Origin of the sequence: Novosphingobium pokkalii, from assembly GCF_014652855.1 — a bacterium.
Classification (GTDB): Bacteria; Pseudomonadota; Alphaproteobacteria; order Sphingomonadales; family Sphingomonadaceae; genus Novosphingobium; species Novosphingobium pokkalii.
This window is the reverse complement of the sequence record NZ_BMZP01000002.1, coordinates 278,995-297,957: the sequence shown is the minus strand read 5'-3', so window position 1 is coordinate 297,957 and position 18,963 is coordinate 278,995. Positions and strand designations below refer to the sequence as shown.

The following is an 18,963-nucleotide window of genomic DNA, read 5'->3' as shown; positions in this document are numbered from 1 at the left end:
GCGCGGCGCTGCGTTGACCGGGCGACGCGCCACGGGATAAGGCGGCAGGGCATGGACCGGCTTGGGTCCGGCATGAGGGAATATGGAATGAACGAAGCCGACGAGACTCCCCCCGCTGGCACACCGATGCCGGTGTGGCGCGGTGTGGCCGTCGGCCTGGTGACCGTGGCCGCGATCATCGGCGGCGGCATCGGCATCTATCGCCTGGAACGTCCCGCCGAACTGGCCGAGGCGGCATCCCAGCCCGCGCGCCCGGAAGTCACACCCGTGGTGCTCGACAGCGGCGCACCGGTGGACGAGGCCAGCGCGCCTGCCACCAGTGCTTCGGCTGCGGCGGCGCCCGATCCCACGCCCCGGCCCGAACCTTCGCCCGTGGTCGATGATACGATCGCGCGGATGGAGCAGCGGCTGAAGGAGGATCCGGATGACGTCCAGGGCTGGCGCATGCTGGGCTGGGCCTATTTCCAGAACGAACGCTACAAGGAAGCGGCGCGGGCGCTGCGCCACGCCACCTGGCTCGACGCCGACCATGCCGAAACCTTTTCGTTCCTGGGCGAGGCGCTGGTCATGGCCTCGCGCCGCGAAGGCCAGATGCCGCGTGCCGCGCGCCTGGCGTTCGACCATGCCCTGGCGCGCGACCCCAAGAACGCGCGCGCCCGCTATTTCAAGGCGCTGTCGCTCGATCTGGCCGGGCAGCACCGCCGCGCGCTGCGCGCCTGGTTCGCGCAACTGAGCGAAACCCCGCCCGATGCCCCCTATGCCAGCGATATTCGCAGCGTGATCCGCAGCGTGGGCAAGCGCCATCACATCGAAGTGGAAAAGCGCCTGGCGATTGCCGACGCCCAGGCCCGCCTGCCCAAGCCGGCCAAGACCGACAAGGACAAGAAGAAGGAAAAGGACCACAAGAAGGGCGCGCTGCCCGGCCCGGCCAAAGCCGAACTCAAGATCGTGTCGGGCACACCGGCAGGCAGCGGCGCGCGCGATGCCATGGCGCGCGGCATGGTCGATGGCCTGGAAGCGCGGCTGGCGCGCAATCCCGGCAATGTCGACGGCTGGATCCTGTTGATTCGCAGCAGGGTCCAGCAGGACCGGCGCGACGACGCGGCCAAGGCGCTGGCCAAGGGCCTGGCCGCGTTTCGCGATCAGCCCGCGCAGGCGCAGAAGCTGCGCGATGCAGCCGCCCGTTTGGGCATCTCGATCGATTGAAGCGAAAATGGCGTCGATTTCGCTCCGGAATCGGCGCTTTTCCCGATAGCGAATGGAAAAAATCGTTAACCCTGTGGACTTACGATTGGGCAAAGCAGACAGTACCGCGATCGGCCTTGGCGAAACGTGCGGTCAACGTTTGTGCGAGTGCGAAGAAAACGGCGTTTACCCGCGCTAGTCGCTGGTTAATGCCAGCCGATACAGGACCTGTGCTTACGTTAAATTAACCTTTCATGTTCATTGGTCCTATGGTTAATGAAAGGCATGCGCCTCGATGGGGGGCTGTGCCAGGGGAATGGCAAGAAGGGGCTGATCCATGCGCGTGCTGCTGATCGAGGACGAGCCGGCAACGGCCAAGGCCATCGAACTGATGCTGACGGCCGAAGGTTTCAACGTCTACTCCACCGACCTGGGGGAGGAAGGCCTCGATCTCGGCAAGCTCTATGATTACGACATCATCCTGCTCGACCTGAACCTGCCCGACATGCACGGCTATGACGTGCTCAAGAAGCTGCGCGTGGCCAAGGTGCAGACGCCGGTGCTGATCCTCTCGGGCATTTCCGAAATGGATTCCAAGGTCCGCTCGTTCGGCTTCGGTGCCGACGACTATGTGACCAAGCCGTTCCATCGCGAGGAACTGATCGCCCGCATCCACGCCGTGGTGCGCCGGTCCAAGGGCCATTCGCAGTCGGTCATCCGCACCGGCAAGCTTTCGGTCAATCTCGATGCCAAGACCGTGGAAGTGGACGCGGCCCGCGTGCACCTGACCGGCAAGGAATACGCGATGCTGGAGCTGCTCTCGCTGCGCAAGGGCACCACGCTGACCAAGGAAATGTTCCTCAACCATCTCTATGGCGGGATGGACGAACCCGAACTCAAGATCATCGACGTGTTCATCTGCAAGCTGCGCAAGAAGCTGGCCCATGCCTGCGGCGGCGAGAACTACATCGAAACGGTCTGGGGCCGCGGCTATGTGCTGCGCGATCCCGATGATATGTCCGCCATCGAAGCGGCCTGATCCGCCCTTTCCTTCGCGAACAATCCCGAAGCGGCCCGTTCCCACGACGGGCCGTTTTGCGTTGGTTTTCCTATCGCCGCGCCATCCCCAGCGCCATGCGTTCGAGCACGTCGCCCATCGCCTGCGCCACGTCGACGTCGGCCGGGGCCACATCGGCAATCGCACGGCGCATCGCCTCGGCCCACTGCCCGGCGGTATCACGGTCGATCGCAAAGGGGCTGTGCAGCGAAACCATGCACTTGGCCGGATTGTCCTGCCACCAGTCGCGCGGGCCGCCGCACCAGCCGGCCAGGAAGCTGGGCAGCGAGGCGCGCATCGGCGCCAGATCGGCCGCATGCATCGCCCGCAGCGCGGCATAGGCCGGATCCTGCTCCATCAGATCATAGAAGCGGTCGGTAATCGCGCGCAGAGTGGCGTGGCCGCCCAGGCGCTCGAACGGGGTCAGCTCGGTTTCGGCAGAGGCTGCCATCATGGGCCTTTCACACAGGAAGCGGGAAGCTTGCCGCTACCCGCCTCCTCGCCCAGCCACATTGATCGCCATCAATCGGCCACCATCGCACGCAGGGTTTCCAACCGGTCTGCCTCGTGCGCCGGCTTGTCGGCGCGGATGCGATGGATGCGCGGAAAGCGCATGGCGAGGCCCGACTTGTGGCGCTTGCTGGCGTGGACCGAATCGAAGGCCACTTCCAGCACCAGCGAGCGATCCACCTCGCGCACCGGGCCAAAGCGGTTGACGGTGTGCTGCCGCACATGGCGATCGAGCCATTTCAGCTCCTCGTCGGTAAAGCCGAAATAGGCCTTGCCCACGGGCAGCAGCTCCGCCCCGGCATCGGGATCGCCATCCCAGCAACCGAACGTGAAATCGGAATAGAACGAGGATCGCTTGCCGCTGCCGCGCTGGGCATACATCAGCACGCAATCGATCAGCAGCGGATCGCGCTTCCACTTGTACCACAGCCCCGCGCGCCGCCCCGAGACATAGGGCGCATCGCGACGCTTGAGCATGACGCCCTCGATCGCATCGTCGCGCGCGCGGGCCCGGATTTCGGCCAGGTCGTCCAGCGTTTCCGCCGCGATCACCGGGGAAATGTCGAACCGCGCGGGATCGAGCCGGGGCACCAGCGCTTCCAGCCGCGCGCGCCGAGCCTCCCACCCCAGCGGGCGCAAGTCCTCCCCTTCCAGCAGCAGCACGTCATAGAGCCGCACGAAGGCGGGGTAATCCGCCAGCATCGCCTTGCTCACACTCTTGCGCCCCAGCCGCTGTTGCAGCGCATTGAAGCTGGCCGCGCCGCCCGCCTTGCCGCCCTGGTGGCTACCCCGCACCAGCAGCTCCCCATCGAGCACGGCGGGCACGTGCAGCGCGCCGGTCATTTCCGGGAAGCTGGCCGAGATATCGTCCCCACCGCGCGAATAGAGCCGGCTCTGGCCGTTCACATGGACCAGTTGCACGCGGATGCCGTCCCATTTCCACTCGGCGGCAAACTCAGCCAAGTCCACCACCGTCTCTTCCAGCGGCTGGGCCAGCATGAACGGACGGAACAGCGGCAGGCTCTGCGCATCGGGCGGCGGGGCGCCGTCGGCGGCCCAGGCGAACAGAGCGGTGTAGGGCGGCACCTGGCCGTGCCACAGCTCTTCCACCTGCTCCACATCCACGCCAAAGGCCTGGGCAAAGGCGACCTTGGCCAGCCGCGCCGACAGGCCGATGCGCATCGCCCCGGTCGCCAGCTTGAGCAGGGCATAGCGGCCATTGGCATCGAGCCGATCGAGCAGGTCGGCCAGGCGCTGTCCTGCCGTGGCGCGCGTCGCCCCGGCCAAGACTTCCACCGCTTCGGTCACGCTCGGCGCCGGCGCCTGTGGAGCGGCCGGCTCGGGCCAGAGCAGGCTCGCGGTTTCCGCCGTATCGCCCACGTAATCGCGCGAGAGGCGCCACAGCACCTCGTCCACCCGCTCGTCCAGCAGGGCGCGCACCGTGCCGGCTTTCACCGCCGGAAAGTCCAGCCCGTCGGTCAGGGCCGCCAGGGCCCAGCCGCGATCGGGATCGGGCGTGGTGCGCAGATAGTCAGCCAGCAGCGCCAGCTTGCCATTGCGCGAGCGGGTATAGACCAGGCCATCGACCAGGGCGGCAAAACGCTCCATCAGTCGTCCTCGTCTTCATAGCCGACCATGGCCAGGGCGCGCGCCGGCCGCTGATGCAGCGCGCACCAGCGCAGCAGCGCTTCCTCGCGGCCATGGGTGATCCAGGTTTCGGCCGGATCGACCTCGGCAATCGTCGCGGTCAGTTCGTCCCAATCGGCATGGTCGGAAATCACCAGCGGCAGTTCGACATTGCGTTGCCTGGCGCGCTGGCGCACCCGCATCCAGCCAGAGGCCATGGCGGTGATCGGATCGGGCAGGCGACGGCTCCAGCGGTCATTGAGCGCAGACGGCGGGCAGACCACGATATGCCCGGCGATCTCACCCTTGGCCACGCCGGCCGCCGGGCGCAGCTCGCCCAGATCGATGCCCCATTCGCGATAGAGGCCGCACATCCGCTCCATCGCGCCATGGAGGAAGATCGGCGCGTGATGCCCGGCGCGGCGCAGTTCGGCGATCAGGCGCTGCGCCTTGCCCAGGGCATAGGCGCCCACCAGCACGCAGCGTTCGGGATGGGCGGCCAGCGTAGCCAGCAGCCGGGCGATTTCCTCCGCGATCGGCGGATGGCGAAAAACCGGCAGGCCGAATGTCGCCTCGGTGATGAACACGTCGCAGCGCACGGGCTGAAACGGCGCGCAGGTGGGATCGGGCCGCCGCTTATAATCGCCCGTCACCACCACGCGCTGGCCGTCGCGCTCCAGCAGGATCTGCGCCGAGCCCAGCACATGGCCCGCCGGCACGAACGTGGCGCGGATGCCTCCGGCCAGGTCCACGCTCTGCCCATAATCGACCACCCGCGCCCCTTCGGGCATCACGCCATAGCGCAAGCCCATGATCGCCAGCGTGGCCCCGGTGGCGATGGTCTGGCCATGGCCGCCACGCGCGTGGTCGGAATGGCCATGGGTGACCAGCGCCTGCGCCACGGCATGGGCGGGATCGATCCAGGCATCGGCGGGCGGGAGATAGAGGCCCTTGGGCTCGGGGCGAATCCAGGAAAGATCGAGGGCCATACCCCACCACAATGGGCCGGGGCCGCTGCCGGTTCCAGATGCGCCTTGGGGCGCGCCGAAATGCCCCCAACAAAAAGGGGGCCACATGGCCCCCTCCCCGTTTACGTTTCCGTCTGGCCGTTCAGGCGCCCTGCGGCTGCAACCCGCCGCTGTTGCCACCGCCCAGGAAGCGGCGGCCTGCACGCGGCACGGTGGCGCCAGGCGCCGCGATCGGGCGCGCCGGGCCTGCGAAGGTGTCCGGCCGGTCGAGCTGGCCGCCGTCCATCAGGGTCTTGATCTCATCCCCGGTCAACGTCTCGTATTCCAGCAGGGCCTGGGCCAGGATGTGCAGCTTGTCTTCGTTGGCGCGCAGGATTTCCACCGCGCGGGAATAGCCCTGGTCCACCAGCGCGCGGATCTCGCTGTCGATCAGCTTGTTGGTCTCTTCCGAGGCCATCAGACGGGCCGAGCCGCCCATGCCGAGATAGCCTTCCTGCTGGTCTTCATACTGAAGCGGCCCGAGCTTTTCCGACATGCCCCACTTGGTCACCATCGAACGGGCCAGGCCCGTGGCGTACTGGATATCGCCCGAGGCGCCCGACGAGACCTTGTCGTGCCCGAAGATGATTTCTTCGGCCACGCGCCCGCCCATCGAAACCGACAGGTTCGCGTGCATCTTGTCGCGGTGATAGGAATAGCTGTCGCGTTCGGGCAGGCGCATGACCATGCCCAGAGCGCGGCCGCGCGGGATGATCGTGGCCTTGTGGATCGGATCGGATGCCGGCTCGAACACCGAGACGATGGCATGGCCGGCCTCGTGATAGGCGGTCATCTTCTTCTCGTCTTCGGTCATGACCATGGAGCGGCGTTCCGCGCCCATCATCACCTTGTCCTTGGCATCCTCGAACTCGCGCATGGCGACCAGCCGCTTGTTGCGGCGCGCGGCGAGCAGGGCGGCTTCGTTGACCAGGTTGGCGAGGTCCGCACCCGAAAAGCCGGGCGTGCCGCGCGCGATCACGCGCGGATTGACGTCGGGCGCCAGCGGCACTTTCTTCATGTGCACGCCCAGGATCTTTTCACGGCCCTCGATATCGGGCACCGGCACCACCACCTGGCGGTCGAAGCGGCCCGGGCGCAGCAGCGCCGGATCGAGCACGTCGGGCCGGTTGGTGGCGGCAATGATGATGATGCCTTCATTGGCCTCGAACCCGTCCATCTCGACCAGAAGCTGGTTCAGCGTCTGCTCGCGCTCGTCGTTGGAATTGCCCAGGCCATGGCCACGATGGCGGCCGACCGCATCGATTTCGTCGATGAAGACGATGCACGGCGCGTTCTTCTTGGCCTGCTCGAACATGTCGCGCACGCGGCTGGCGCCCACGCCCACGAACATTTCGACGAAGTCCGAACCCGAAATGGTGAAGAACGGCACGCCCGCTTCACCCGCGATGGCGCGGGCGAGCAGGGTCTTGCCGGTGCCGGGCGAGCCGACCAACAGCGCGCCCTTGGGAATCTGGCCGCCCAGCTTGGAAAAGCGGCTGGGATCGCGCAGGAATTCCACGATTTCCTGCAATTCCTCGCGCGCTTCGTCGATGCCGGCCACATCGTCGAAGGTGACGCGGCCCGAACGCTCGGTCAGCAGCTTGGCCTTGGACTTGCCAAAGCCCATCGCGCCCGAACCGCCGCCCTTCTGCACCTGGCGCAGGGCAAAGAACGCCACGCCCAGGATCAGCAGGAACGGCAGCGACTGGGCCAGCACCCAGACCAGCATGTTGGGCTCTTCCTGCGCCTTGCCGGTGTAGGGCACGTTGTTGTCCTGCAACAGCTTGGGCAGCAGTTCCTTGTCCCCATCCACCGGCGTGGTGGTGAAGGTCTGGTCGTTCTTGAGCGTGCCGGTGATCTTGTCGGCGCCGATCTGCACATCGCGCACCGCACCTTCGGCCACGCGCGCACGGAAATCGGAATAGCCGATCTGCGTGCCGGAGGCATCGCTGCGCGCCCCGAACATCGAAACCACCAGCAGCAGGGCAAGGAAGATGCCCCCCCACACCAGGAGGCTCTTGATCCAGGGATTACCCTGCGGCTGGTCGTCGTTCATGGGGCTCACGCAATCCTTTCAGGATGGAAGGTAGGTGCGATCCGCTGAATGGCAAGTTGCCGAATCGCGCCCACCGCTCCCAAGCTTGCAATAACGGCACCAAAGCCGCGCTTTTCACCCCGTCCGATGGGGCGGCACGCGCACAAAGTGCCAGTGGGCGCCGCGCCCCTCGCCCCGCAGCCCGGCCAGAGTGGCGACTTGCCCCGCCGCGAGAGCGGCGTGCCAGCGCGCCAGTTCGGCCCCGCGCGGCGCGGCGGCGGGGTCGAGCGCCGTCAGCACCCGTTCGAGCAGGCGCAGGGCCAGCGCCTGCGGCAGGCCGTCGGCCACGGCCAGCGTGCCCCCCGCGCCATCCCCCTGCCATCCGGCCTCGAACAGGCGCTGCGCCGCCCAATCGAGCGCGGCATCGGCCTGGTCCAGGTGCTGCGCACTCATTGCCCATCCGGCAGGATCGATCCAGTCGGCCTCGGCCAGCCCCTGGCGCACGCGCACCCGCTCGAAACGCGGATCGCGGTTGGAGGGATCGTCCGCCGCGTCCAGGCCACAGGCCCGGACCACCGCCGCCAGCTCGGCCCGGCGCCAGCCGAGCAGCGGGCGCAGCAGCGGCAGCGCGGGATCGCCCGGCACCGTGGCCACCGCGCGCATTCCGGCAAGGCCGCGCGCCCCGGCGCCCCGGTTCAGCCGCATCGCCAGGGTTTCGGCCTGATCGTCAAGATGATGCGCCGTCGCCAGCGCAACCAGGCCCTCGGCCCTCGCCCAGGCCGCCAGGGCGGCATAGCGCGCGGCACGAGCACGGGCCTGGATCGCGCTGCCCGCTTCCATGGTCAGCCGCAGCGTAGCGTGCGGCACGCCCAGGCGCGCGCAGAGCGCGGCGACGGCAACCGCTTCCCCTGCCGCTTCCGCGCGCAGGCCATGGTCCACCGTGGCCACGGCCACGCGGCCCGGAGCATGGGCAGCGGCCAGCAGCAAGAGCGCCGTGCTGTCTGGCCCACCCGAAACCGCCAGGCCGATCCGGGCGGTTTCCCCAAGGTCCAGCCCAGCTTCACCCGGCTTGGTCCAATCGGCCGCAAACCGGTCTAGCGCGGCCGGATCAATCGCACTTCACCCCTTTGATCGCGGACTCGTAAGCGCCTTTCAGGCGGCCGGCGATCTGGTCGGGATAGGCATCCCGCAGTTCGGCAAAGGCGCCGCACGCGCGCTTGGTATCGTTGATCCGGGTCATCGCCACGCCCAGGTAGAGCAGGCTGTCGGGCGCGCGTTCGCCCTGCTTGTCGCCCAGGTAGTTTTGCAGGAACCACTGCGCCGCCGTGCCGGGCTTGCCGTCTTCCAGATAGGCGCGGCCGAGCAGGTTGCGCGCCAGGCTGATCTGCTTGGCCTTGGGATAGACGGTGACGAACTTGGTCAACTGCGCCTGCGCCTCGGGATAGAACTTGGCGTCATAGAGGCGGAAGCCATAGATGTATTCATCGGCCGCCTTGTCGCTGGTCGACGGCTTCTCGATCGCCGCAACCGCCGCAACGCGGTCTGGCGACGGGGTGGCGGACGAAGGCTTGGGCTGCGCAGCAGGGGTCTTGGCGGGCGCGCCACCAGCCGGGCGTGGCGCGGGCGTGGCGGCCGGGGCAACAGCCGGATCGGTCGGCGTGGCGGCCGGCGCGGGTGGCGGCGCGGCGGCGGTTTCCAGCGCCGAGACGCGGCTGTCCAGCTTGCTCAGGTGGTTCTGGTTTTCCTCGGTCGCGGCGGTCACCTGGCGCAACTGCGCTTCCACCGCATCCAGCCGCGAGAGCACGTCGGTCAGCGGCGTTGCACCCACTGCGGGTGGCGGCGGCGTGGCGGCAGGCGCCGTGGCCGTGATTTCCGGGCCAAAGGTGCGACCGGCGCCATCGGGGAAGACCTTGCGCTGCAAGGCGCGGACTTCCGCTTCCAGCCGCCGCACGCGCGCCTCGGTGGTTTCCCCCGGAACGCTGGCCGATTGCGCATGGGCGACGGTGGATGCCACCGGAACCGCCGCCAGCGCGAGGCCCAGCGCGGCGAGCAACCCATGGGCGGGCGCCACGCCGAAGTTCACGCCCTGGCCAATCTTGGTCTTCATGGTAACTCCCGTCTCGATCATCTGCCGCCCCCGGCGGCATGCACCCCCCAGCGCATGCCCCATCCGTTTGAAGGAATGCGAAAAGCCTGCCGGAAAGGCAAGCCCCGCGCCAGCCCGCCAGCCTCTATGCAACACGTGGCAGACTGCCGCACCGCACGGGCGAAGTCGAGCCTTGAACCAAACTGCGCGCCGCCCTGCCCGCCGGCTACACCACGCCGGTCAGTTGGCCGGGCTCGGCGCAGGCTCCGGCGTGGTCGCGGGCGCAGTGGCAGCGGCGCCCTCGCCCGAAGCGGCAGGCACAGCGGCAGCCACGCGGCGGCGCGCCTGGTGATGGGCCGGGCTCGGAGCAGCATTGGGCGTCGAACTGGCGGCAGCGCCGGCACCATCCGCCGGCGCGGCGGTCTGGCGATCGGCCCTCGCCCACAGCGCCGGGGCGCTCACGTCCACATCCTTCATGATGCCCTGCTTGTCCGCCAGGCGCGGCACGGCCTGGCCGCCGATGGTGATGGCCAGCGCATCGGGCCGGCCGGTCCACAGCTTGGGGTCGCTCACGCCGTCAGGCAGGGTATAGGTTTCGCCCTTGGCCATCAGCTTCTGCACCAATTGCTTGCCGGTGCCGTCGTAGAACTTCACCCAGATGCGGTCTTCCTGCGCGGTGAACACCACCGGGCCGTTGGGCCGCGCCGCAGGGGCGGCCGGCGCCGGCTTGGCCGCTGCCGCGGGGGCAGCAGGCTTGGGCTCTTCCGGCCCGACCAGCGCGGGCAGATCGGCCGAGGGCCAGTAATAGCTGCGCCAGAACACCAGCCCCAGCCCCAGCACGGACACCACCAGCAGGCCCGCAAGCCAACTGACCAGGCGCGAAGGCGTCTTGGCCGGATCACCCGCCTCGAACTGGTGGATCACGCGGGTCTCGGGCGCCGGGGTGCGCGCGCTCAATTCGGCGCGCACCGCCTCGGCAATGGCGGCTTCGTCCAGCCCCACCGCCTTGGCATAGCTGCGGGCAAAGCCCAGCGCATAGGGGCGGCCGGGCAGGCTGTCGTAATCGCCCGTCTCCAGCGCCTCGACATGGCGGGCGGTGATCCGGGTGCGGGCGGCAATGTCCTTGAGCGAAAGGCCCTGTGCCTCGCGCGCGGTGCGCAGGCGAGCGCCGACGCCCGACGCCGGAGCGTCTGGCTGATGGGGTGGAAATTCGGACTCGATCGAGTCGGCCAAGGCGCGGCTCCCGTCTTTCTATGCTTGTTTTGCAACCCGGTGGCTTGGTCAGAGCCGATAGAAGGGGTTCGTTGCAATTGCGCGAAAGTCAACCGTTTTGCGGCGCGCAACCCGCGAAAACAGCCCTGCGAAGGCGATCAGTCGCAATCGATGCCGTGGGCACTGGCCCATTGCGACACCACGCGGCGCATGTCGGCCTGCGGCTCGCGCAGCCAGCCTTCCATCGCACGGCGGATCTCGCCCAGGTCCACCTGGCCGATCAGTTCCTTGATCGGGCCGACCGCCGCCGGGGTGATCGACAGGCGGGTGATGCCCAGGCCCAGCAGCGCCAGTGCTTCCAGCCGGCGCCCGCCCATTTCGCCACACACCGTCAGCGCCGTGCCATGGGGCGCCACATCGCGCACCACCCGCGCCAGGAAGCGCAGGATCGCCGGGCTGAGCCAGTCATAGCGCTCGGCCAGCTTGGGATGGGCGCGATCGGCGGCAAACAGGAACTGCGTCAGATCGTTGGTGCCGATCGACAGGAACGACAGGCGCGGCGCCAGGATATCGAGGCATTCGGCCAGGGCCGGCACTTCCAGCATGGCGCCATAGCGGATCGCCTCGGGCAGCACTTTCTTCTGCTTGCGCAGGAACGCCACCTGGCTTTCGAACACCGCCTTGGCCGCGTCGAATTCCCACGGTTCGGTGACCATCGGGAACATCACATTGAGCGTGCGCCCTGCTGCCGCCTCGATCAGCGAGCGCGCCTGCACTTTCAGCAGCCCGTCACGCTCCAGCGCCACACGCAGCGCGCGCCAGCCCATCGCCGGGTTTTCCTCGGTCTCGCCCTCGTTGTGACGCAGATAGGGCAGCACCTTGTCCCCGCCGATATCGACCGTGCGGAACACCACCGGGCGATCCCCCGCCGCTTCCAGCACATCGCGATAGAGCCGCGTCTGCCGCTCGCGCTGCGGCATCGTCGCCGAAACCAGGAACTGGAACTCGGTGCGGAACAGGCCGATGCCATCGGCGCCGGTCAGCGGCAGCATCGGCATGTCGTCGCGCAGGCCGGCGTTGATCATCACCGTGATGCGCTGCCCATCGCGCGTGATCGGCTCCACGTCGCGCATCGTGGCATAGTGCGCCTGGCGCTCGCGGTTCTTGGCAAAGCGCGCCTCGAACGCCTCGACCAGGCTGGGCGCAGGGCGCACGTCGATCACGCCCTGGTCGCCGTCGAGCAGCAACTGGTCGCCATCGCGCACTTTGCCGCGCAGCGCGCGCACGCGGCCCACCACCGGAATGCCCATGGCCCGCGCCACGATCACCACATGCGCGGTGAGCGAGCCTTCTTCCAGGATCACGCCCTTGAGCCGGCGGCGATCGTATTCCAGCAGTTCGGCCGGGCCAAGGTTGCGCGCGATCAGGATCGCATCGCCTTTCAGCCCCATGCTCGCCGCCGTGCCGAGCTGGCCCGAAACGATCCGCAGCAGGCGATTGGACAGATCTTCCAGATCGTGCATGCGATCGGCCAGCAGCGGATCGTCGATCTGGCGCATGCGCATGCGGGTGCGCTGCTGCACACGCTCGATCGCGGCCTCGGCGGTCAGCCCGGAATCGATCGCTTCGTTGATGCGGCGGCTCCAGCCTTCGTCATAGGCGAACATGCGATAGGTCTCGAGCACTTCCTCGTGCTCTCCGCCCACGCCGAATTCGGCCTGGCTGGCCATGCGGTCGATCTGCTCGCGCATCTTGTCGAACGCGCGATAGACCCGCTGGCGCTCCGCCTCGGTATCCTCGGCCACGACATGCTCGATCGTCACGCGCGGCTGGTGGAACACGGCATGGCCCACCGCCAGCCCCTTGACCAGCGTCTGCCCCTTGAGCCGGTCGGGCCCGGTGAGATGGTCGGGCACGCCCAGCACATCTTCATCGTCGATCAGTTCGGCATTGGCGATCAGTTCGGCCAGGACCATGGCCACGGTCTGGAGTGCCTCGATCTCCACTTCTTCATAGCGGCGCGGATCGACATGCTGCACCGCCACCACGCCCACCGCGCGCTGGCGCCGCACGATCGGCACGCCGGCAAACGAGTGGAAGCGCTCTTCCCCGGTTTCCGGGCGGAACGCGAAGTCCGGGTGCGAGGCTGCCTCGGCCAGGTTCAGCGTCTCGATGTTCTGGGCAATGGTGCCGACCAGGCCCTCGCCCACCGCCAGCCGGGTGACGTGCACGGCGGCCTGCTCCAGCCCGCGCGTGGCGAACAGTTCCAGCATGCCTTCGCGCAGCAGGTAGATCGAGCAGACTTCGCTATCGAGGTTTTCGCCGATCACGTCGACGATACGGTTGAGCTTGGCCTGCGCGCCGGATCGCGAGGCCATGACCTCGTGCAGCGAGGTGAGGATCGCGCGGGCAGAGGCAACGGCAGTCAACATGTCCAAGGCCTAGCGCAGCCCATGCCGTTTGCAAACGGGGCCTGCCGCCATTGCGGAAATATTCGTATGCGACTGCCCAATGACGAACGGCCAATGACGAACGGCCGATGACAAACGGCCGATGACAAACGGAGATCAAACCCCAAAACCTCTCATCCCCGTTCGGGCTGAGCTTGTCGAAGCCCCCCTCAGGCAAACCCCTGCGCGCGGATACGGAAAGGGCCGGCCTCGTGGTGAAGGCCGGCCCGCGCGTCAATCCAGGTATGCGTTCAATCCAGGTATGTTTTCGCTTGGTTGGTTGTCCCTGGCGCGGATGGGATCAGTGAAGCAGCGCCAGTTCTTCCTTGATGCGCAACTTGCGCCGCTTGAGCTGCATGAGCAGGGCCACATCGGGGGCTGGCCGTGCCATTTCCTCGGAAATCCGGCGTTCAAGGCCGGCGTGCTTTGTCTGCAAGGCGTTGATGTGCGTCGTTTCCATGCGTTGACCTCCTGAGGGGTGCGGGCCGGAATAGGCCGCTACCCGGTCAAAACCCGCGCGGGAGACATTCCCGTGCGGTCGGCTCCCGATGCCTGCGGCTCCGATGCTTCTGTTCTGCGAGTCGCGGTGCAGTCGGTGCGTTGTAATGCTCCCACATTCGCCGTATCTTGCAAGGGCGAGCGCGCCGGGCTGCACCCCCATCGCGTTCGTGTGTAGAGAGCGGTGACGAAATGTGCACCATGAACGCCCAATAGGGTTTTTACCGGAGTTAAACGGCGCATGCGATTCCGGCCAAAGGGAGGCGATGTGACAGCGGTGGGCAGCATGGGTGGTTTCGGGGAGTACCGGGCTTGACCGAAGAGGAAATGCGCAAGCGACTGGAGGCCCTGCGCCTCGAGCATCGCGACCTTGACGTGGCGATCGATGCCCTGAGCCTCAATGGCGCGGCCGACCAGTTGCAGGTGGCCCGCCTGAAGAAGCGCAAATTGCTGCTGCGCGACCAGATCAGCATGCTCGAAGACTATCTCATTCCCGATATCATCGCCTGATTTCAAAACCTTGCCCTGCCCAAGCGGGTATCGCCCATGGTGCGCGAAGCGTTCCGTATCGAGACAGCGGCAAAGCGGCGCGCAATCGCGGCCGCCGGGGCATTGAGCGAACCGGGCCAACCGCTCTAAGGCAAGGGCGAGACCGCGTTGCGCCCCGCTTCGCCCGGCCGCCTGTTCCGATCGCACCCATGCCCGCTTCCCTGCTCCCGCCTGCGCCACCATCGCTTGCCACGCCCAGCGCCAACCCGCGCATTGTCGAGGCGCTCTATGCTCAGGCGCTGGATCTGGCCGATCGCGCGCGCGATGCCTTTGAAGCGCTGCGCCGCCAGCCCGCCAACGACGCGGCACCGGTGGTGCGAACGCCCGATGGCGAGGATCTGGTGCGCGTCCAGGCAAGCTGCGAAGCCCTGCGCACCACCACCCGGATCATGCATTGCCTGGCCTGGCTGCTCAACCACCGCGCCTGGTTCGCGGGCGAGCTGACCGAGCTGCAACTGCGCCGCCATGGCCGCCTGATCGCCCATTTCCCGGCGAGCGACCCGGCCTGCGTGGTGCATCTCTCTGGTGCGGCCCAGGCCGTGGTGCGCGAAAGTGAGCGGCTTTACCAGCGGATCGGCCGGCTGGAACTGGCCTGGCAGGCGCGCGACGCGCGTGCCCAGACCGTGCCGATGGCGCTGGTGCATCTGCGCGAACGGCTCGGCCTGGCGCTGGCGGAAGCCGGCTGACACGCCTTGCGCATGGGGGCGGGCGTCCCCATAGCACGGCCATGGCCAGTTCTTCGCTTCCTGATCGTTCCACGTGGAACACCGGCATGGCCCAGCCGCTCGAACCGCTGGTGCGGCGGGTACTGGCGCCCAATCCTTCGCCCTATACCTTCACCGGCACGCAGACCTACCTGGTCGGCGCCGGGCAGGATGTGGCGGTGATCGATCCCGGCCCGGACGGCACCGGCGTTGCCGGCCATGCCGATACCCATGGCGAAGGCCATGTCGCCGCCATCCTTGCCGCCGTGGGCACCGCGCGCATCGCGGCGATCGTCTGCACCCACACCCACCGCGACCACAGCCCGGCCTCGCGCCCGCTGGCGGCGCTGACCGGCGCCCCGATCATCGGCTGCGCGCCGCTCGCCCTGGAAGACAGCGGCCCGCGCGCCGACGCCGCGTTCGATCCGGACTATGCCCCCGATCGTGTGCTGGCCGATGGCGAGACGCTGGCCGGCGACGGCTGGACACTGGAGGCAGTCGCCACGCCCGGCCATACCAGCAATCACCTCTGCCTCGCCCTGCGCGAAAGCGGCGCGCTGTTTACCGGGGACCATGTCATGGGCTGGTCCACCAGCGTGGTCTCCCCGCCCGATGGCGACATGGCCGATTACATGGCCTCGCTGCAAAAGCTCTACGATCGGCCGCAGGATCGCGTCTATTATCCCGCCCATGGCGATCCGATCGCCAACCCGCACCAGTTCGTGCGCGGCATGCTGGGCCATCGCCGCCAGCGCGAGCGGCAGATCCTGCGCGTGCTGGAAAGCGGGCCACAGCCGATTCCGGCCATGGTCGCGCAGATGTACAAGGGGCTGGACCCGCGCCTGGTCGGGGCGGCGGGCCGCTCGGTGCTGGCCCATCTGCTCGATCTGGAACGCCAGGGCCGGGTCATTCGTTGGGAGGACCAATGGACGACAGCAAGCTGACTTCGCCGGCCCCATCCCATCAGGCCCCATCCCATCAGGCCCCATCCCGCCAGGCCCCACTCGCCCGGCGCAGTGCCCTCCCCTGGCTGCTGTTCGTCGGCGCGCTGGCGCTGGCCGGCCTGTTTGCCTGGCTGCTGTGGAAACCACAGGACATCGGCGATCCCCTGGCCACCAGCCTGGTCGCGTTCGAGCGGCAGAACAGCCTGACCGTGTTCAGCGCCGAGATGGCCCCGGTGGTGTCGAGCGATGACAGCCGCCTGTTCGGGCTGGTGCAGTCCAAGCAGGTGGCCGTGATCCCCGCGCGGATCGACTACACCATCGACCTGTCCCAGATGAACCGCGATCGCATGGCGTGGAACGCGCAGACCCAGACGCTGTCGGTGCGCCTGCCGCCGCTGCGCCTGAGCCGTCCCAACCTGGACGAGGCGCGCGCGCAATACTTGCGCGAAGGCGTGTGGATCACCCGCGCCGCGCAGGACAAGCTGACCCGCGACAACACCCGCCTGGCCGAACAGCTCGCCACGCAGCAGGCCGCCAATCCCGTGCTCTTGGGCCTGGCGCGCAATGCCGCCAAGGATGCGGTACGCCAGAACCTGGCGATCCCGCTGCAAGTGGCAGGCTTCGGCAAAGTGACCGTCAACGTCAGCATCGATGGCGATAGTGCGCGGTGATATCGGGCGCTGATCGTCAATCCCGGCTTGGCATCGGCGGCACGCGCCCCTAAGTCGCAGCGCGAGGAAGCCGGGATCGAGGGTGTGCGGCCCATAGCGGCCCGGCAGCAGGAGCGACGCATGACGGCCCAGCCCACCAACTTGTCCGGCCTAGACCTGCGCGCGGAGATCGACCGCCTGCGCAAGGAGCGCAAGGCCGTGATCCTGGCGCACTATTACCAGAAGCCCGAAATCCAGGACCTGGCCGATTTCGTCGGCGATTCGCTGGAGCTTTCGCGCAAGGCGGCGGCCACCGATGCCGAAGTGATCGCCTTTTGCGGGGTGAAGTTCATGGCCGAAACGGCCAAGATCCTGAGCCCCGAAAAGATCGTGGTGCTGCCCGATCTCGACGCCGGGTGCAGCCTGGAAGATTCCTGCCCACCCGACCAGTTCGCCGCGTTCCGCGCGCAGCATCCCGATCATATCGCGCTGACCTACATCAACTGCTCGACCGAGGTGAAAGCCTTGTCGGACGTGATCGTGACGTCATCGAGCGCCGAGACGATCCTTGCCAAGATTCCGCCCGAGCAGAAGATCATCTTCGGCCCCGATCGCCACCTGGGCGGCTATCTCAACCGCAAGTTCGGGCGCGACATGCTGCTGTGGCCGGGCGTGTGCATCGTCCACGAGGCGTTCAGCGAAACCGAACTGCTCAAGCTCAAAGCCCAGCACCCCGATGCGCCGATCGCCGCGCACCCGGAATGCCCGGCGCATATCGTCGATCACGCCGACTATGTCGGATCGACCAGCGGCATCCTCAACTATGCCAAGGCAACGGACGGCGACACGCTGATCGTCGCCACCGAGCCGCACATCATCCACCAGATGGAACTGGCGATGCCGGGCAAGACCTTCATCGGCGCGCCCGGGGCGGACGGCAATTGCAACTGCAATATCTGCCCCTACATGGCGCTCAACACGCTGGAAAAGCTCTACCTCGCGCTGCGTGACCTCACCCCGCGGATCGAGATCGAGGAAGGCCTGCGCCTGGAAGCCAAGAAGAGCCTCGATGCCATGCTGGCCATGGCCAGCGGCACCGTGGGCCAAGGCGATCTTGGCCGGCCCTGAACGGCTGTTCCCCAATCAACCTGCACGAAAAGCCCGGGAGCCAATCGGCCGCCCGGGCTTTTTCTTTGCGCAGTCCAAAGCGAATTTGGTGCCAGCCCCCTTGCATCATCGCGCATGAAGCGCCAATCTGCGTTTCAAATAAAAACCCAATTTCCACCACGAGGTTTGCATGTCCCACCCCCACCACGAAGCCTTGTTCCAGCCGCTCGCCCTCGGCGCGATCCAGGCGCCCAACCGCATCCTGATGGCCCCCCTCACCCGTGGCCGCGCCGGACGCGATGGCGTGCCCACGCCGATCATGGCGACCTATTATCGCCAGCGCGCCAGCGCCGGCCTGATCATTTCCGAAGCCACCGGCATCAGCCGCGAAGGGCTGGGCTGGCCCTATGCGCCGGGCCTGTGGAGCGAGGCGCAAGTGGAAGCATGGAAGCCGGTGACCGAAGCCGTGCACCAGGCCGGCGGCCGCATCGTCGCCCAGCTCTGGCACATGGGCCGCGTCAGCCACCCCGATCTCAACGACGGCAAGCCGCCGGTCTCTGCCTCCGCCACGCGCGCGCCCGGCCATGTCCACACGTTCGAGGGCCGCAAGGATGCTGTGGAAGCCCGCCCGCTGCGCATCGATGAAATGCCGCGCCTGCTCGATGATTATGCCCGCGCTGCCGAGAACGCCAGGAAGGCCGGCTTCGATGGCGTGCAGTTGCACGGCGCCAATGGCTACCTGATCGACCAGTTCCTGCGCGATTCGTCCAACCTGCGCACCGACGAATATGGCGGCAGCCCGGAAAACCGCGTGCGCCTGCTGCGCGAAGTGATGGAGCGGCTGATTGCGGTGTGGGGCAATGACCGCGTCGGGGTGCGCCTTTCGCCCAACGGCGATTCGCAAGGGGTGGACGACAGCAACCCGGCCGCCGTGTTCGGCCTCGCCGCGCAGGAGCTGGAAAAGCTCAAGCCCGCCTTCGTGGAACTGCGCCAGCCCGGCCCGGACGGCACCTTCGGCGCCACCCAGGTTCCGCAGCAGGATGGCCTGATCCGCCAGCACTTCACCGGCCCGCTGGTGCTCAACAGCGATTATACCCCGGAACAAGCCGCCGCCGACATCGCCTCCGGCCGCGCCGACGCAATCAGCTTTGGCCGCCCGTTCATTTCCAACCCGGACTTGGTGGAGCGCATCGCCAAGGATGCCCCGCTCGCGCCCAACAAGAACGTGCCCGAATCGTGGTATTTCCCGGTGCCCGAAGGCTATGCCGACTATCCCACACTGGCCGAAGAAACCGTCTGAGGCGGTTCTTCGATAACGCGCTTCAACGTCGTCACCCCGGACT

General features: G+C 67.5%; 17 protein-coding genes. 8 read left to right on the top strand and 9 right to left on the bottom strand.

Annotated features, from left to right (window positions below; genetic code table 11):
• Positions 1-87 precede the first annotated feature (87 nt).
• Entirely contained in the window at positions 88-1,206 is a 1,119-nt protein-coding gene (locus tag IE191_RS03350) for a tetratricopeptide repeat protein (RefSeq protein ID WP_229815075.1), read from the top strand.
• 316 nt (positions 1,207-1,522) lie between these two features.
• Positions 1,523-2,224, top strand: a complete 702-nt coding sequence (ctrA, locus tag IE191_RS03345; RefSeq protein WP_110764144.1) for a response regulator transcription factor CtrA — start codon at positions 1,523-1,525, stop codon at positions 2,222-2,224.
• A 70-nt stretch (positions 2,225-2,294) separates the two neighbouring features.
• On the opposite strand, the gene IE191_RS03340 is transcribed toward ctrA, so the two are convergent.
• The 9 genes from IE191_RS03340 to IE191_RS03300 all read right to left on the bottom strand — a co-directional run bounded on the left by IE191_RS03340 (position 2,295) and on the right by IE191_RS03300 (position 13,628).
• On the bottom strand, positions 2,295-2,696 hold the full coding sequence (locus IE191_RS03340) for a group II truncated hemoglobin (protein WP_191322921.1): 402 nt from the start codon (positions 2,694-2,696) through the stop codon (positions 2,295-2,297).
• Positions 2,697-2,764: 68 nt separating this feature from the next.
• Positions 2,765-4,360 (bottom strand): cisplatin damage response ATP-dependent DNA ligase, encoded by a 1,596-nt coding sequence (locus IE191_RS03335; RefSeq protein WP_191322920.1) that lies wholly within the window; start codon positions 4,358-4,360, stop codon positions 2,765-2,767.
• Positions 4,360-5,367 (bottom strand): ligase-associated DNA damage response exonuclease, encoded by a 1,008-nt coding sequence (locus IE191_RS03330; protein WP_191322919.1) that lies wholly within the window; start codon positions 5,365-5,367, stop codon positions 4,360-4,362. The genes IE191_RS03335 and IE191_RS03330 overlap by 1 nt, the downstream gene beginning before the upstream one ends.
• Positions 5,368-5,488: 121 nt before the next feature.
• Positions 5,489-7,441 (bottom strand): ATP-dependent zinc metalloprotease FtsH, encoded by a 1,953-nt coding sequence (ftsH, locus tag IE191_RS03325; RefSeq protein ID WP_191322918.1) that lies wholly within the window; start codon positions 7,439-7,441, stop codon positions 5,489-5,491.
• A 114-nt stretch (positions 7,442-7,555) separates the two neighbouring features.
• The gene (gene tilS, locus IE191_RS03320) at positions 7,556-8,449 is read right to left on the bottom strand and encodes a tRNA lysidine(34) synthetase TilS (protein ID WP_505833630.1); all 894 of its coding nucleotides are present in this window, start codon (positions 8,447-8,449) and stop codon (positions 7,556-7,558) included.
• Positions 8,450-8,528: 79 nt separating this feature from the next.
• Positions 8,529-9,527 carry a tetratricopeptide repeat protein gene (locus tag IE191_RS03315; protein WP_191322917.1) on the bottom strand — a complete coding sequence of 333 codons (999 nt, stop codon included), beginning with the start codon at positions 9,525-9,527 and terminating at the stop codon, positions 8,529-8,531.
• Positions 9,528-9,746: 219 nt separating this feature from the next.
• A complete protein-coding gene (locus IE191_RS03310; RefSeq protein ID WP_191322916.1) occupies positions 9,747-10,739 on the bottom strand; it encodes a helix-turn-helix domain-containing protein in 993 nt (330 codons plus the stop codon).
• 137 nt (positions 10,740-10,876) lie between these two features.
• Positions 10,877-13,150, bottom strand: coding sequence for a phosphoenolpyruvate--protein phosphotransferase (gene ptsP / locus IE191_RS03305; protein WP_373299229.1), 2,274 nt, complete (start codon positions 13,148-13,150; stop codon positions 10,877-10,879).
• A gap of 319 nt (positions 13,151-13,469) precedes the next feature.
• On the bottom strand, positions 13,470-13,628 hold the full coding sequence (locus tag IE191_RS03300; RefSeq protein WP_191322915.1) for a YdcH family protein: 159 nt from the start codon (positions 13,626-13,628) through the stop codon (positions 13,470-13,472).
• Positions 13,629-13,978: 350 nt separating this feature from the next.
• Between IE191_RS03300 and IE191_RS03295 the strand changes: the two genes are divergently transcribed.
• From IE191_RS03295 to IE191_RS03270, 6 genes are all read left to right on the top strand, one after another.
• Complete coding sequence (locus IE191_RS03295) at positions 13,979-14,176, top strand: YdcH family protein (protein WP_191322914.1); 198 nt, start codon at positions 13,979-13,981, stop codon at positions 14,174-14,176.
• Positions 14,177-14,364: 188 nt separating this feature from the next.
• Positions 14,365-14,901 (top strand): DUF1465 family protein, encoded by a 537-nt coding sequence (locus IE191_RS03290; protein ID WP_191322913.1) that lies wholly within the window; start codon positions 14,365-14,367, stop codon positions 14,899-14,901.
• A gap of 41 nt (positions 14,902-14,942) precedes the next feature.
• Positions 14,943-15,863 (top strand): MBL fold metallo-hydrolase, encoded by a 921-nt coding sequence (locus tag IE191_RS03285; RefSeq protein ID WP_191322912.1) that lies wholly within the window; start codon positions 14,943-14,945, stop codon positions 15,861-15,863.
• Positions 15,845-16,534 (top strand): DUF4230 domain-containing protein, encoded by a 690-nt coding sequence (locus IE191_RS03280; RefSeq protein ID WP_191322911.1) that lies wholly within the window; start codon positions 15,845-15,847, stop codon positions 16,532-16,534. The genes IE191_RS03285 and IE191_RS03280 overlap by 19 nt, the downstream gene beginning before the upstream one ends.
• A gap of 120 nt (positions 16,535-16,654) precedes the next feature.
• On the top strand, positions 16,655-17,641 hold the full coding sequence (nadA, locus tag IE191_RS03275; RefSeq protein ID WP_191322910.1) for a quinolinate synthase NadA: 987 nt from the start codon (positions 16,655-16,657) through the stop codon (positions 17,639-17,641).
• Positions 17,642-17,810: 169 nt separating this feature from the next.
• Complete coding sequence (locus IE191_RS03270; RefSeq protein WP_191322909.1) at positions 17,811-18,920, top strand: alkene reductase; 1,110 nt, start codon at positions 17,811-17,813, stop codon at positions 18,918-18,920.
• The last annotated feature ends 43 nt before the right edge of the window (positions 18,921-18,963 follow it).